We start from the raw sequence: 15,083 nt of genomic DNA, 5'->3' as shown, positions 1-15,083 counted from the left end.
GGTAATCATATAATAAATCAACGTTCATAGGTACGTCAATGTGAATTTTTTACTATTTAAACATAATAAATATAGAAAAAATTGTGGTCAAAGTTGAAGACTTAATAAGTTGAATCAAAAAAAGGAAACGACTGACAAACTACTTGTGAATCCAAAAGTATATAAATTTTAAGAGAATGACTAAGATATTAAAGAGATCTTCTCGAGAATTGAAGAAAATAGTGTTCCTTTTTCAAAAGGTACGATTAATTTCTGGCTTCTTCAATGAATATTCTGGTGAGCCATTGGTCAGTTGGAAAATTTGGGGTTCAAGTTGGAAAAATCATGCTCCAAGTTGGAATAGAGAAAATAAGGAAGTCGATTATGTCCGGTATTGGGAAATCTCTAAATTAAGAAAATAGTTTTTTTGAGTCGCTCCCAAAAAACAGCTACTAAAAAAGAGAAAGAGATATTTCCTATGAAAATTCTATATATGATTACTGTTTAAGAAATTCTGTTTTTTCGCATACTGTTAGGCAGAAGGGGTGAAAACGGTGGATTTAGGTACTAGTTCAAAGATTAATCTTTCCCTACTCACGATTGTTACCATAGTTTTAATATGGTCAGCTTATAAGCCGGCAGAATATTTGACATGGATTGCGGAAGTTGGTCCTAGCGTTGTTGTAATAATCATTGCAATTGTAACTTACAATAGGTTTCGTCTAACTGTACTCTCATACTTTATAGTAGCCATTTTATCAATTCTTACGTTTATTGGAGGTCACTACACCTACGATGATGTTCCCCTTTTTAATTGGATTGAGAATACTTTTGATTTACAACGAAATCACTATGATCGTTTTGGTCATTTTCTAAAAGGTTTAGGTGCAATTGTTGTAAGAGAAATATTAATACGTAATACACAACTAACTAAAGGGGCTTGGTTGTTCAGCATCACAACTAGTATTATGCTAGCCGTGGCTGCATTTTATGAAATCATCGAATGGTTGAGCACTAAGTTTACGAATGGAGAAGAAGGGACAAAAGAATTTTTAGGAATGCAAGGAGATATCTGGGACGCACAATGGGATATGACATTTGCTTTAGTAGGAAGTATTATAGCGTTACTTATTTTTTCAAGACAACATGATAAATTGCTAAAAAAACTAAGAGATTCATGAGATGTTCACTCGTGTAATTTAAAACAAGTAAAGAGTCTCAAATCATAATAATTTAAGACTCTTTACTTGATTTCCGTGATATAATAGTTAATAAATCAGAATAAAAAGAATTTTAATATACATAGCAAATAAATCAAATTATATTAAAAGAATCTGAGAAGGTCTATATCGATACAGTTACTGAATATAATGAAGTAATCCTGAAAATTAAAGAAAAAGCAGTTAATTGAAAGATAAATTCGTTCGAAATAATGTTCCTTACTATATAAATTTAAAGTAGATAGGACGGGGGAGTGAAATGAAGAGAGTAGTTAATTGGCTTTTACCTATGACTTTGGTTGTTGGAGGATCTTTATATTTGTCTACATTTTTTTCCTATCGTTCTTCTGATTTTTACAACTTTCCAATACCTAAAAGTGCTGAACTGTTGCAAGAAAGTGAGGATGCAAAAATCTATGATTGGTCCCGTGCAACCGAAGAAAAAGGCATACCCTTTGGCTATGAAATAGTTCTTAAAGTGAATGGGTGGGAAAAAAGAGAGATAGAAGGTGCTTCAGTTTTTTATACAAAACGTAATCATCAAATCAATGTCATTCCTCAAACTAAGCAATTAACTATCCGTAAAATGAAATAGATAGAAAAAGCATTTGTAAATTGGATTTCATTCGTTATTACACTGATATGGGTGATCACTCACAATATTTATTACTAATGATTGAGGAAAATCAATACATCGCAATAAACCACACAAGCAATTGCTTGTGTGGTTTTAATCTAAAATGCCAAGTTCTAATACTCTTAATAGGTTTTGTTAATAGTGGAAAGCATCTTAGTAAATTAAAGTTCTCTTAATTACTTTGCAAATTCTGGCACTAATGTTTTGCTGAAATCAGTAGAATTTAAATGTTCGTGGATTTCGTATAACATTCCTTTATTTTGATAGTATCGGAATACAGAAACTTGATTATCTAATAAAATATCTTCAATACATTCCAATTCTAAGTTGTAATGAACACTGACATTGACATGTTTACTGGTATATGTAATTTCTAAAACAAATTCCATTCGATCTAGAAAACGAGTAACTGCCATTTGTGAGTTCTTCCAAAACGGTATTGAGTTATAAGTTTGCATTGTGTTCAACTCCCCTTTTAAAAGAAGTATTTACATGATAATGGGAATTAATACAATAACAACAAAAAAAATTACCAAAAGAGCCCTTTTAATTTTTTAAGAGGGCTTTTTTTATGTGTTAGAAAGGCGTTTATTAGGGAGAGGGAAACGTGTAGTTGTAGTATTTCACAAGATTTTTAGCAAGGCTACGCGCAGGAATTCTACTGTTAATCTGAGGAGATAGACGAACGAAAAGCAGTTATAAAAGAAGGCGTCTTGGTTGATTTATTTTTATCAGAAGATCGCTTTTCAGAAACGCGTCATCCCTATACAAAAATGCTTGTTGATGCGGCGTTAGAGAGTTGAGAATATTAATGAAATAAACCCAGAGACAAAATAAATTCTCACTGGGTTTTTCTATTTTTCTTGCGAGCTAATTTAAATCATATTGGTATGCCTGTTAAACCTCAAAATATAAATGCTTATGGAGACTGCAGCCTGGGTTAAATGCACTCTTGCATGAGGGACATGAAGATTCACAAGATAAATATTCATTTACGCTAAGCTCATATCCGCAAGAACCGCACAAAACGGCTTTTTTATGAAATTGAGCTACTGGCCAGACTTGTGGTGTGTCGCAACCTTCAGCTTCATGACAGGAAAAACATGGAAAATACGTATCGCAACAATAAAATTTGATGGCAATTCGATCGATTTCAGTATGATAATGTAAGCAACGAGTCTCTTTGTCGATATCATTTCCTTTCACTAGGTGTCCATGAATGAGCATCTATTAAAATCTCCTTTATAGTAAATTGATTAACGTCATTTAACCATAATTTGATTAGTGTGTCACGAGTATTAGTGGAGGCAACTGAACTGTTTATATAACTTATTTTATAATTTTCGCATGTAATGGAGGAATGAGCAGGAATATACAGGCTGTTGTGTCGAAATAGATATAAGATAATGATATTCATCGGGTAGGTGCAATATTGCAGTAGAATAATCTTCTCCACTAATTATAAATTTGTTTAGTCATCTTTGTGAAATTGAAAGGGGCGTTACTAATGCAGGTGCGAATTAAAGAAAAACCAGAGTTTCGAATTATTGGTGTGAAACGAACATTCTCATGTGACAATGGAGAAAATAAAATTGAAATTCCAAAGATGTGGGATGAGGTTCATCAAAATGGAATAAATGATGAATTGGTAGAACTTAATAGTGGTGAAGTGAAAGGGTTGCTTGGTGTTTGCCGGGGGATGGATTCAGCTGAAAATACAATGGAATATTGGATTGCGACGGCTTATAACGGTGAAGAAAATCCACATCGTTATGAACGCTTAGACATACCAGCTGCCACGTATGCCGTTTTTGCCATAGTAGGTCCAATGCCGCAAGCGATGCAATCGATGTGGGAAAAGATCTACAGTGAATGGTTCCCAGCAAGTGCATTTCGTCCGAGTGGTTCACCTGAATTGGAAGTATATACGAATGACGATGCCAGTAAGGAAGACTATCGTTCAGAAATCTGGATTCCGGTTGTGGAGAAGAAAATGGTTCACATACCTGTGACAATTCATTGAAGATGAAGGTAATAAAAATAAGATAACGTCATAATTTCACTGTACACCATACCCTTAGGCTCTCTATAATAAGTGATGTAGTAAGTAGGAGGGTATAATATGATTAAAAAACCACTTAAGCGGTTTCGTTTCATGGGATTATTAGAAGGTAGCTCGTTATTAATTTTGGTATTTTTGGCAATGCCTTTAAAATATTTCTTTGGTCTTCCAGAAGCAGTAGCAGTTGTCGGGGCAATTCATGGCTTTTTATTTGTAACGTATTGTTTAGCCATTGCATATATGACTTTTGTTGTGAAATGGCCATTTCTCTATAGTGTGATCGCGGTTATCGTTGCTTTCATACCATTTGGTAATTTACTATTTGATCGTCGACTTCAAAAACTAGAAACAGTGTAAACACCTTAGGAAATCATTTCCTAGAGGTGTTTTTTTTGTGCATATCATTTGATGTGAAAAGGGGATACTTGCTATTTATCAAATACATCATACTGATAAAAGTATAAGAGAATACATACACTATAAGAAGAACATAATTTGATGAAGATGAGCATCATGGGAAGTAGTTATGAAAAACTGTAACTTGAAATGAATTGATTTAGTGTTGTTACATGGAGTGGATATTAAATAAACTATTTAAAATGAATGATAGAGGGTGAAGCGTTGGCTATTCTTATTGAAAAGGCATTACTTTTGATGGTTATATTGAGACTGTTTTCAGGAAGTATAGAGGTATCGGCTGCGTTATTGATGTTTAAACTAAATGACCTAGAAAAAGCCTTGTATATCAATTCTCTTCTTGCATTGGTAGGTCCAGTTGTGTTGATCATTACGACAGGTATTGGATTATATGGTCTCACTGAAAAAATCTCCTTGTTAAGAATCATATGTCTCTTTAGTGGAATCTTACTTATACTTTTTAGTTTGAAAGCTAAATAAAATAGGTTTTAATAAGAATAAGTAAGAGATCTAGCATGAAAATTTAAATCTACATAGATCAAAATCGAACAGACGAAATTATTGTTCGGTCTTTTAACGTGTTTTAGTAAATAATGTACACAAATTTAAGTGCTTTCCTATAATTTAGGTTTGACTGGGGCAACTATTGTCTTGACTGGGGCAACTTTCAGCATGACTGGGGCAACTAACCAATTATCTCCTAATTATTGTAGTGTTCCTCAATGAAAGAGACCCAATATTGATAGTAATAAATAATAATTCTTTCTCTCGTCCACGAATATGAGTTTGGGTTGTAGTAAAACGACAGATGTAAACGTGCAGAAAGACAGAGAGCCAAGTGACAACACCACTTGGCTCTCTGTCTTTTCCGAGCGTCCCTGAAACCAAAATTGACTCAGGTTGGAAAATTCTTTTTCAACTGAACTTAAATCATTAGACCATCATTAATAGAACCAGCACTTATTGTGCCTTATTATTTTTGTGTTCAATTTCATTCACTTTAATGAACTTGAGGACAATGAACAGTAGAATAAGCCCCATAACACCTGCGGTAATATAACTCACATTAAGATAATTCTTCATTACCAGCGACATAATAGGAGGACCTGCTGCCACACCAATAAATCGTGCTGAGCTATAGAATGAAGAAACGGTACCTCTTTCTTCCTTATCCACATTTTCGGTTATTACGGCATCTAGCACAGGCAATAATGCCCCAATAGCTATTCCCACTATACTTGTGACCACTAATAGAAGTATTAATTTTTTGCTTGTATAGCCAACAAAAACAACACTTGAGGACAATGTAATTAAGCAAAAAATCATTAGTTTTTTCATTGTTGCCAAACTCCCTTTAATTTTTCGACCGGTAATAAAAGAAGCGATACAAAGGAATAATAGGGGGACAGCTAAAACAAAGCCTTTTTTAATCCCCTTTATATCATGAACTTTTTCAAGGTTTTCTGACAAAAAAAATAAGGTGCTGAATAAAATCAACATCACAAGTATCCCATTAAGGAATACAGTAAATAACCACTTTCCATCGACCTTGAAAATTTCCTTCGTATTACTTAAAAACTGTTTAAACTTTACTGGTTCTTCTTTTTCCTTTGGTACTTTAACAAAGAAAAAAATAAGTGCAATTGAAATTAAACTCAATGCAGAAATAGAGAAGAAGGGAAGAAACCATAAAAAGGCGGCTAGTACGGATCCCAGGATTGGGCTTAGTACCTTTCCAAACGTGTTTGAAGTTTCTATAACGCCTAAACTGGAGCTTGTTTTTACATTATCATCTTTATACAAATCCCCCACAAGAGGCATAACAATTGGCATAGCTCCTGATGCTCCAATCCCTTGCAAAACTCGCCCAATAATAATCCAGGTATATGGGTCTTCCATCTTCCATGAAGCAAATCCAGCAATTAGTCCCCCAATTAAAGCAAGAATTAAACTAGGTAGAATAACAGCTTTCCTGCCTAAGCGGTCTGATAAATAGCCCGCAACGGGTATTAGGAAAATTGCAGCTACTGAATAGCTTGTGATAATCATACTTGATTGAAAAGACGAAATCCCAACCTTTTTTTCCATTATGGGCAACACTGGGATGAGCATTGAATTACCTAGTGTCATAACGAGAGGGATTGAAGCCAGACTTACAAGACACCAAACACTTACTTTATTTTTTGTACCAGCTTTATCCACATCATGCACCTCGATTAATCCTGGGTATGTTTTTGAACTATCAGTATGGTTTCCTTCCGTTTCCTGTTTATGCATAATAGTGCTCATTTTTATTTTATGTAAAAGTAAAAGTAGAAAAATTAAAATAGAGAGTGATAGGCTTGAACTCCAAAGTAAATACCAAATCCAATCATAGAAATTGAAGAGAGGAGAGAGACCATTTTTAAAAGTTTAGTGGATAAAAATTTACGAGCTTTACCCGATACAAAAGATAATATAAAATCCCATAACATGATTCCAACCAAGATAGCTAAGCTTGATACAATTATTTGAATTCCTGTAACACTTTCGGTTGACTTAACGAGAATAGAACCATAAATTCCTAACCAAAAGAGAATAGTAATTGGATTTAATAATGCCATTAAGAACCCTGATATTAATGAATGTCTAAGACGAAGATACTTAGTGAAATTAAGGTCTATATTTATTTTATTTAATGAGAGCAAGTTTTCAATCCCCGTATATGTAAGAACAAAACAACCAAAAGACCAAAGGAGTGTTTTCATAAAAGGAGTATCAATAAACTGTGCAACACCAAAATAAACTAAAACCATATACAATATATCGGTTGCTAAAGCACCGAAACTAAATAACCAGGCATGAAAAAAACCGTTTTTAATCCCAGTATTTAGAAGCATGGCTTTAACAGGACCAAGTGGTGCAGCTAACGAAATACCCAAGAAAATATATGTAATAATTGAATTCATTAAACAGCCCTCCAAAAAATGATGTTTTTGCATTTTATTCGCGGGCTCTGACTTGTACGACTCATGAACGTAATTTAATATCATAAAAAGGTAAATTAATCAAAACACCACACCCAATTTCTTCTGAGTATACTTGCTGATTTTGTTCAAAATTTTTTTATGAATGAACGGAGATCATTTCCTAATCCTACCAACCAAATTATTGCAGGTGTGATCCCTGTTAAAGATAGTCAGCAACAATCCTTTGAAGCTCCTACCTATTTTGGTCTAAGTCGTATTTCTTTCAAATTAACTATTATTGTTTGAACCCTATTTCCTTTTTCCTTCGTTAATATCTTCTTAAGTTGGTCAACATATAGAATGTCTAAAGTGATTCAAGTGGTTTCATGGTTAAGCTTTATAGAGAACATGGGAACTGGAATGTTCGGTAATAATTTAAAAGTCTTCTTTATTCGCGATCATCTAAAGTTTCCTAATCGTTTAAACCTGATCCCTTACCCACTATTACATATCCTGAGCGCATGTTTGACTTCTTGTCACAATCGCCAGAATCACTCCATATGATTACATTTTTATTTTCAGCATGGAGAATTAATATCGAGGAGGGATTTACGTGATATTTACTGATTGATTATTCTTAATTTATATTGACTGTATATGTCACGACGTGATATGGTCGTGGTGTGACATAGTAATAAATAAGTGGTGAAAAAGTTGAAAATCGAAAAAATATTAAAAACATATATTCCAATGACAGAGACAGCATTCTATATTTTATTGTCTTTAACAATACCCCGCCATGGTTACGGCATTATTAAACATGTAGAAGAATTAACTAAGGGACGTCTAGTTCTTGGATCGGGAACAATTTACGGTACATTAACGAAAATGCAGCGTGATGAAATTATAACGGTCTATGCAGATGAAAAGAGAAAAACAATTTATGAGATTACAGATGTAGGAAAAGAATTAATGCGCCATGAGGTAAACAGATTAAAAGAATTGCATGCGAGTGCTTTGATGTATGAGGGGGAATTCAAATGACGACAAAGAAGTGGAGACCGTTGTGGAGTTATGATACCGAGAAGACAGAGCCTTGGTTATCGAATCTCTCATCGCAAGGGAATCGGTTAATTAGCGTCAATCGGTTTACTCGAATGTTTACATTTGAACAAGGTCCTGCTGAGGATGTTCAATTTCAAGTTGTTTATGATAAATCCAGAAAAACCTTGTCTAAAGTTATAATGGAATCAAACTGGGAAGAGGTATTCTATACAGGCAACTGGAGATTCTTGAAGAACGACAGTAAAGGAGTCTCCATATATCCTTCACGTGAAGGACTTCTGAAGAGGAACCGGATTCACTTCTATGTCCTGGCAGGGCTAGCAATGTTCTGTGTAATGCCATTCCTTATGATGTTTCTTCTAATCTGGACCTTACTAACAGATATTAATTCTGTTGAACCAAGTCCTTACTGGTGGATTACAGCCGTTTATTTCATGTCGGTAATATCCGTTCTCGTGCTTACTATTTTTACTGCAATTAAGTTAAAGGCGTTTGAACGGAAATACTTCAATTCTGCTGTAGATGATAATGAAGTGTCAGGAAAAACATTTACAAAGTGGAGATTTGCATGGATGTATGAGCCAGACAAGTTGGAAAAATGGCTATCTGAAATGGCTGCTGAAGGTAACCATTTGATTCGAGTAGGAAAAATCGGTACCAATTTCATTTTTGAAAAAGGAACACCAAGTCATGTTTCCTTTGTTTGCGATTATCAAATCAAAACGACACCGTCTTATGCCGATATTCATAAAAGTGCTGGATGGCAACTGAAATTCACTTCACCGTATTCGTTGACCAAGCACTCTTTATGGTCTCAAGAGTATGCAGAGGGAGAAGATATCCCGAGATTTACATATGATGATGCGGAGCAGAAAGCGCAAGTTCGAAAAGTTTTGTTAGCAAGTACAGGAGTGATTATGTACACGCTTGCAATTATATTCATTTATTTATGGATGGGACAATCATTCGAACGACAAGTCGGTTGGAATGTCCATTCGTTCATTGAGTGGGCAATGATTATCTCGCTCCTGTCTCCACTAATGATCATGATTAAAACGTTCAATTATGCCATAAGAATGCGCTCAGTGAATTAATTAAATACAACCATTTCTAGTTTCTATTGGAATTAGAAATGGTTTTTTTGTGTGTAATAAAAGTGTGCAGCCCCTTACATGACCATATTCCTTCTTCCAAGGATGTTATCATGTATACTTATACTTATTTTGGAAATCTCATTTAGCTTCATATAATAGTAATATATAAGTAAGATATTATCTATTGAAATACATGACCGGATAAATACGAGAGGAGCTCATTATGAAAATATTTCACACTGCCGATTGGCATTTAGGAAAGCTTGTTCAAGGTGTTTCCATGACAGACGAACAACGATTTGTGTTGCAACAATTTACAGAAGCGATTGCTGAGGAAAAACCAGATGCAGTCATCATTGCGGGGGATTTATACGACAGAGCAGTGCCTCCAACAGACGCTGTAAATTTGTTAGATGAGGTACTTGAAACGATTGTCTTGAAATTAAAAACGCCAGTCATCGCGGTTTCTGGGAATCATGATAGCCCTGGTCGTTTGAATTTTGGTAGCCGAATGATGAAATCGAATGGTCTTTATATTACGGGTCAACTAAAGAAGGATATGGAACCAATTGTGATTCAAGATGAGTTTGGTGAGGTTCATTTCCATTTAGTGCCTTACGCTGACCCTTCTCAAGTTCGTCATGTATTAGAAGATGAAGAAATTCGTACGCATGATGATGCAATGAAGAAAATGGTCGCACATATTGAGTCCACAATGGATTCTTCTAAAAGACATGTGTTAGTAGGACACGCTTTTGTGACACCTCACGGGGAAGAAGAGGAGAACACGAGTGATTCGGAACGGCCGCTCGCAATTGGTGGTGCGGAGTATGTAAGTGCATCACATTTTAAAAACTTTCACTACACGGCACTTGGGCATTTGCATCAAGCACATTATGTATTGAATGAGACCGTCCGCTATTCGGGCTCTCCCTTAAAATATTCTATTTCAGAAGAGCATCATCAAAAAGGATTCCATATTGTTCAAATGGACGAGCATGGAAACGTCAGTATAGAAAAACGTTTACTGACACCAAATCGGGATATTCGCACGGTTGAAGGAAAAATGGAAGACATTTTACTTCAAGAGATGAATGACGATTATGTGTTTGTAAAACTGCTAGATGAAACGCCGATTTTATTTCCAATGGAAAAGATACGTTCTGTTTATCCAAATGCGATGCACGTAGAACGTAAACTAGTGTCTGCTAAGAAGGACACTGAAGAAAGCACGGTAGGATCACGTCGTAAAATGGACGACTTAGCGCTATTTAACGCCTTCTACGAAGAAGTAAAAGGGGTACAGGCATCTGAGGAAACAGAGAATATTTTTAAAGAAGTACTTCAAGAATTTTTACTTGAGCAACAGGAAATCACAAGCCCTGATAAGAAAGTAGGGCTAAAAATATGAGACCCATCACCTTAAAGATGACCGCTTTTGGTCCTTATAAACATACAGAAACAATTGATTTTAACGAGCTGCAGGGAAACCAGTTATTTGTAATATCAGGTAGCACAGGAGCTGGAAAAACAACTATTTTTGATGGAATCTGCTTTGCACTTTATGGGTCGGCAAGTGGCTCGGACCGCAGTGAATCACGGATTATGCGTAGTGACTTTGCAGAGGACAATGTCCATACAGCTGTAGAACTAGAATTCGAAATTCATAATAGGACGTATCGCATCCTTCGCCAAATGGGACATGTGAAAAAAGGCAATAAAGGATCGACCGGCGAAAAATATGAGTTTTATGAAAAACTAATAGACCGTGAAGTTCCGTGTGTTGAACGACAGATCGTCTCAGAAATTAATGTGAAAGTCGAAGAGATTATTGGACTAACGCAAAATCAGTTCATTCAAATTGTCATGCTTCCGCAAGGTGAATTTCGAAAATTACTAACTTCTGAGACAGAAAATAAAGAAGACATTTTGCGAAAAATCTTTAAAACAGAGTCCTATAAAATGATTAGTGAACGTCTTAAGAAAAAGAAAACACTTGCTGAAGAAGAACTGAAAATTGAGCAACGTACGACAAATAGTTACATTCAAAATATCGATACATCGTTTCCAAAACGGGAATCTACCATATTTGAGGTGCTTGCTCAAGATAACTACAATATTCATCAAGTCATTTCGGGATTAGAAGAAGAATCTACTTACTATGAAGAGAAAATCCGCCAAGATCACTCTAAATACGAAGAAGCTTACCAGAAACACACAAGCAAGTCAGCTGAGTTTCATCAAGCAAAAAGCTTAAATGACCGTTTTGATGAATGGGAAACGAAAGAACTGAAGTTGCACACTTTGACTGAGCAGTTACCTTTATTTGAAGGCAAAGAGAAGCAACTTGAAAAAGCAGAGCGTGCAAGTGTAATCGAAGGAATCGAACGACACTACAGAGAACTTCAAAAAGAAGTGCTTGAGAAGCAGCAGATTTGGAATGCAGCAGTTACTTCAGAGGCTAAAGCGAAGGTGAAGTTGGAACAGGTCAACCTTCAATATAATGAAGAAGAGAACAAGCAGGAAATTCGTGAAAAACTAAGCGAGTCGCTCGTCCGTTTGAATGATTTCTTGCCAATTGTGAAGGATATGACTTCGAAAGAGTCTGAGTTACAAGTATTACAACGTGAAGTGGCCAAGTTAACTGCAAACTTTCAGGAAATCGAGCAACAAGTAATCGCTAAAAATGAATCTGTTACTGTGTTGAAACAGGATATGGATAGACTTGATCATCAGTTAATTACTTATGATGATAATCTGCAACAATTAACCGAGTTACATGAGCAATGCAGGGTGTTAAAAGAGTTTCTTGCAATTCAGCAATCGATGCTAGCATTAAAAGCTGAGACAAATGAAAAAGAACAACAATGTAATGCGGTGCAAACACAGTACAAGACGCTTGAAAACGAGTGGTTTGAGAATCAAGCTCGCGTATTAGCGGCTCATTTACATGACGGAGAAGCATGTCCGGTATGTGGCAGTGTGGAGCATCCTAATAAGAACGAACAAGATCAAACAGTTGCTCCTTCTAAAGAACAGTTAGAACAAGTTAAATCGACATTAAATCGAGTGGACAATGATTATCGAAATGCAAAAGCAAAACAAAACGCTGTGATGGGGCAACTCTCGAGTAAAAGTGAAGAGGTAGCTAAATTCGGTGTTAGTGAAGAACAGGCTGATGAGGTTTATAAAACATTGGACGGGTCTCGATTAAAATTAGATGCTGAAGTCAGTCAAATGCGAAAAGATAAAGAAAAGTTTCGTAAAATAAAACAACAACATCAAGAACAAACTTTAATGGTGCAAGAGCTCGAAGGTAAAAAAGTTGAGATAGAGAAGACTCACCTAGAAGCGCAATCAACTTACGAAAAAAGCAAAGCGATTTTTGAAGACAAGCTACAATCGATTCCGACCGAAGTACGTATTTTATCGCAATTAGAACAACAAATTCGCGAGTCAAATGAACGGAAAATTAGTCTCGAGAATGCTTGGAAAGCGGTGCAACAGCAACGACAAGAAGTTAGAGAACAACATTCTTCTTCGGTGTTGACCATAGTTCACACTGAGCATGCTTTTCAAGAAACAAAGGGTAAACAAGATAAAGCGGATGTCGCATTTAGCACTGCACTCCAGTCCTCGGATTTTGAATCAGAAGAAGTTTACCAACAAGCTAAGTTAAGAGATTCAGAGAGAGATTCATTAAAAGAGAAAATAATGGAATTCAAACAAGCTCGACATACACTGATTGAACAAGTAGCTGACTTAGCAGTAAAACTTGCAAACAAAACGAAAGTCGATTTAAACGATCTGAACAACGAACTAGCTACTTTAAAGCTTGTATATGAAAAAGCTTTACAGGAAGTCAATCAATCAAATGATTACAAAAAAGCTGCGAGTAATCTAGTGACTAACATAATGGCCTCTAGCAAAAAAGCCATTGTGAAAGAACAACAGTTCAATCAAATAACCGACTTATATGATGTGATTAGAGGTCAAAATAGCTTGAAGATTTCATTTGAGCGATACTTGCAGATTGAATACCTCGAACAAATCATTGTTTCGGCAAATGAACGATTAAAGAACTTATCCAATGGACAATTCCATTTAATTCGAAGTGAACGCCAAGAATCAAGAGGGAAACAAAGTGGATTAGGATTAGACGTCTATGATGCTTATACCGGTCAAACACGCGATGTCAAAACGCTTTCCGGTGGAGAGAAATTTAACGCTTCATTGTGCCTGGCACTAGGCATGGCAGATGTCATTCAAAGCTTCCAAGGCAATGTTTCCATCGATACTATGTTTATTGATGAAGGATTTGGATCATTGGATGAAGAATCCTTGAATAAATCAATTGATACACTGATTGATCTTCAAAAATCAGGCCGTATGATTGGTGTCATTTCTCATGTTCAAGAATTAAAAACAGCCATTCCAGCGATTTTAGAAGTGACAAAATCAAAAGAAGGCTACAGCGAGACCAGATTTATTATTAAGTGATAATAACTATGACAAAAAAACATGTCTTTTATTGAGAATGTCAGGAAGTAAATATCTTGAATAAATTCTTTGGTTTGCATAACATCTAACCCCTTTACATATGAATGTATATACATGAAAAGGGGATGTTTTATTGACCAAAACCATTGTCAATGAGTCATTAATCGAGCTTCACTTTTGGCTTCAAATATTAGGAGATCATAGTAGGTTCATACATGATTCTTTGGCACCAAGTGAAGAAAAATATATAAATGGAGCGAATTCTTTTACAAAACGTTTTGATAAGTTACTTCACAATTCAAAGCAAGTATTGGATGAAAAATCCCTAGTATCACTTCTTGAGAAATCAAAGACCTTAAGCGAAGAAATTCGTGCTTTCAAATTGGACTTGATCAAAGAGCATTTGGTTGGGAAAATAAAGATTTCACTTCCTCCATCTTTTATAAATCATATGGTCAATGAAGTAGAAGAAGCCATTCGTATATTCTCTTTTTTAGAAAAAGGACAGACGCCGCCCGTTGTTCATTCCTTGCATCACGACTTGTTATGGTTGTTAGACGCAGCTGGCCATGCCGGTGCAATTGACGCCAATCTTGATCAGGCTGAAAAACAGTTGAAGTATAAAGGAAGAAAGTTCACAAAAGATTGGGAAGAGTTCTATTTAAAAGCGGTGGAGCTAGCTGGGTATTTACGAACAAACATAATTGAATTCCCTGCATTGGCTAAATTCCACAATGATATTCAAATAGAGATGATAATATTTAAGACTTTTTTACGTGAGTTAGAAGAGATGGAGTTAAAGAAGGAAACGCTTGGTACTCTTGCTCCTTTAATGGCTGATCATATGGCGCGAGAAGAATGTTATTATTTAAAGAAATTGGCAGAAACAACCTCCTTGTCTCCTCCAACATGCGATCCAACAAAGCCACGTACAGAAGTGTAGAACTTTTAGATCGGGTCTTCTGATAATGTCGGAAGAAGGTTTCCAAATACTTGAAGAAATATGTAAAAAAAGATATTGCCTTAAATAAAGGCGTATCTTTTTTTACTTTTTAATTATTAAGAAGAACACTTATTTTTTATTGGAAATGTTTTTTTAACAATTAATTTTAATTCCTTATATGTATTTAATTTATATTAAAAGTAGAAACAGACTCTATA

At 35.4% G+C, this 15,083-nt stretch carries 15 protein-coding genes and 1 pseudogene; 12 read left to right on the top strand and 4 right to left on the bottom strand.

Features of this window, described 5'->3' with window-relative positions:
- The first annotated feature begins 533 nt into the window (after nt 1–533).
- Both E2636_RS15255 and E2636_RS15250 read left to right on the top strand, forming a co-directional pair.
- On the top strand, nt 534–1,160 hold the full coding sequence (locus E2636_RS15255) for a DUF2238 domain-containing protein (protein ID WP_134210973.1): 627 nt from the start codon (nt 534–536) through the stop codon (nt 1,158–1,160).
- A gap of 298 nt (nt 1,161–1,458) precedes the next feature.
- A complete protein-coding gene (locus E2636_RS15250) occupies nt 1,459–1,794 on the top strand; it encodes a hypothetical protein (protein WP_134210972.1) in 336 nt (111 codons plus the stop codon).
- A 218-nt stretch (nt 1,795–2,012) separates the two neighbouring features.
- Here E2636_RS15250 and E2636_RS15245 read toward each other — a convergent pair whose 3' ends face one another.
- Together E2636_RS15245 and E2636_RS15235 are read right to left on the bottom strand one after the other, a co-directional pair.
- Nucleotides 2,013–2,294, bottom strand: a complete 282-nt coding sequence (locus E2636_RS15245; RefSeq protein WP_134210971.1) for a hypothetical protein — start codon at nt 2,292–2,294, stop codon at nt 2,013–2,015.
- A 439-nt stretch (nt 2,295–2,733) separates the two neighbouring features.
- Nucleotides 2,734–3,063, bottom strand: a complete 330-nt coding sequence (locus E2636_RS15235; RefSeq protein WP_134210970.1) for a CHY zinc finger protein — start codon at nt 3,061–3,063, stop codon at nt 2,734–2,736.
- 280 nt (nt 3,064–3,343) lie between these two features.
- Between E2636_RS15235 and E2636_RS15230 the strand changes: the two genes are divergently transcribed.
- The 3 genes from E2636_RS15230 (at nt 3,344) to E2636_RS15220 (ending at nt 4,795) form a co-directional block, all read left to right on the top strand.
- Nucleotides 3,344–3,859 (top strand): GyrI-like domain-containing protein, encoded by a 516-nt coding sequence (locus E2636_RS15230; RefSeq protein ID WP_134210969.1) that lies wholly within the window; start codon nt 3,344–3,346, stop codon nt 3,857–3,859.
- Nucleotides 3,860–3,958: 99 nt separating this feature from the next.
- Entirely contained in the window at nt 3,959–4,255 is a 297-nt protein-coding gene (locus E2636_RS15225; protein ID WP_134210968.1) for a DUF3817 domain-containing protein, read from the top strand.
- 246 nt (nt 4,256–4,501) lie between these two features.
- Nucleotides 4,502–4,795: a YqhV family protein gene (locus tag E2636_RS15220; protein ID WP_134210967.1), complete on the top strand. Its 294-nt coding sequence runs from the start codon at nt 4,502–4,504 to the stop codon at nt 4,793–4,795.
- Nucleotides 4,796–5,275: 480 nt separating this feature from the next.
- On the opposite strand, the gene E2636_RS15215 is transcribed toward E2636_RS15220, so the two are convergent.
- Nucleotides 5,276–6,592, bottom strand: coding sequence for an MFS transporter (locus E2636_RS15215; RefSeq protein WP_407670257.1), 1,317 nt, complete (start codon nt 6,590–6,592; stop codon nt 5,276–5,278).
- Between the two features lie 44 nt (nt 6,593–6,636).
- Nucleotides 6,637–7,263, bottom strand: a complete 627-nt coding sequence (locus tag E2636_RS15210) for a LysE family transporter (protein WP_134210966.1) — start codon at nt 7,261–7,263, stop codon at nt 6,637–6,639.
- 159 nt (nt 7,264–7,422) lie between these two features.
- Between E2636_RS15210 and E2636_RS19085 the strand changes: the two genes are divergently transcribed.
- The 7 genes and pseudogenes from E2636_RS19085 to E2636_RS15180 all read left to right on the top strand — a co-directional run bounded on the left by E2636_RS19085 (nt 7,423) and on the right by E2636_RS15180 (nt 14,865).
- Nucleotides 7,423–7,569, top strand: a complete 147-nt coding sequence (locus E2636_RS19085; protein WP_166669543.1) for a hypothetical protein — start codon at nt 7,423–7,425, stop codon at nt 7,567–7,569.
- Nucleotides 7,570–7,634: 65 nt separating this feature from the next.
- Nucleotides 7,635–7,856: pseudogene (locus tag E2636_RS15205) on the top strand (catalase); the annotation flags it as partial.
- 121 nt (nt 7,857–7,977) lie between these two features.
- Complete coding sequence (locus E2636_RS15200) at nt 7,978–8,307, top strand: PadR family transcriptional regulator (RefSeq protein WP_208324088.1); 330 nt, start codon at nt 7,978–7,980, stop codon at nt 8,305–8,307.
- Nucleotides 8,304–9,422 carry a DUF2812 domain-containing protein gene (locus tag E2636_RS15195; protein WP_134210965.1) on the top strand — a complete coding sequence of 373 codons (1,119 nt, stop codon included), beginning with the start codon at nt 8,304–8,306 and terminating at the stop codon, nt 9,420–9,422. The genes E2636_RS15200 and E2636_RS15195 overlap by 4 nt, the downstream gene beginning before the upstream one ends.
- A 223-nt stretch (nt 9,423–9,645) precedes the next feature.
- Nucleotides 9,646–10,833, top strand: coding sequence for an exonuclease SbcCD subunit D (locus tag E2636_RS15190; protein ID WP_134210964.1), 1,188 nt, complete (start codon nt 9,646–9,648; stop codon nt 10,831–10,833).
- The gene (locus tag E2636_RS15185; protein ID WP_134210963.1) at nt 10,830–13,922 is read left to right on the top strand and encodes an AAA family ATPase; all 3,093 of its coding nucleotides are present in this window, start codon (nt 10,830–10,832) and stop codon (nt 13,920–13,922) included. Before E2636_RS15190 ends, E2636_RS15185 begins: the two co-directional genes overlap by 4 nt.
- A gap of 133 nt (nt 13,923–14,055) precedes the next feature.
- Complete coding sequence (locus E2636_RS15180) at nt 14,056–14,865, top strand: DUF2935 domain-containing protein (protein WP_134210962.1); 810 nt, start codon at nt 14,056–14,058, stop codon at nt 14,863–14,865.
- Nucleotides 14,866–15,083 lie beyond the last annotated feature (218 nt).

Source organism: Paenisporosarcina antarctica (assembly GCF_004367585.1).
GTDB classification, from domain to species: domain Bacteria; phylum Bacillota; class Bacilli; order Bacillales_A; family Planococcaceae; genus Paenisporosarcina; species Paenisporosarcina antarctica.
The sequence above is the reverse complement of the archived record's forward strand: the minus strand, read 5'-3'. Positions and strand labels throughout refer to the sequence as shown.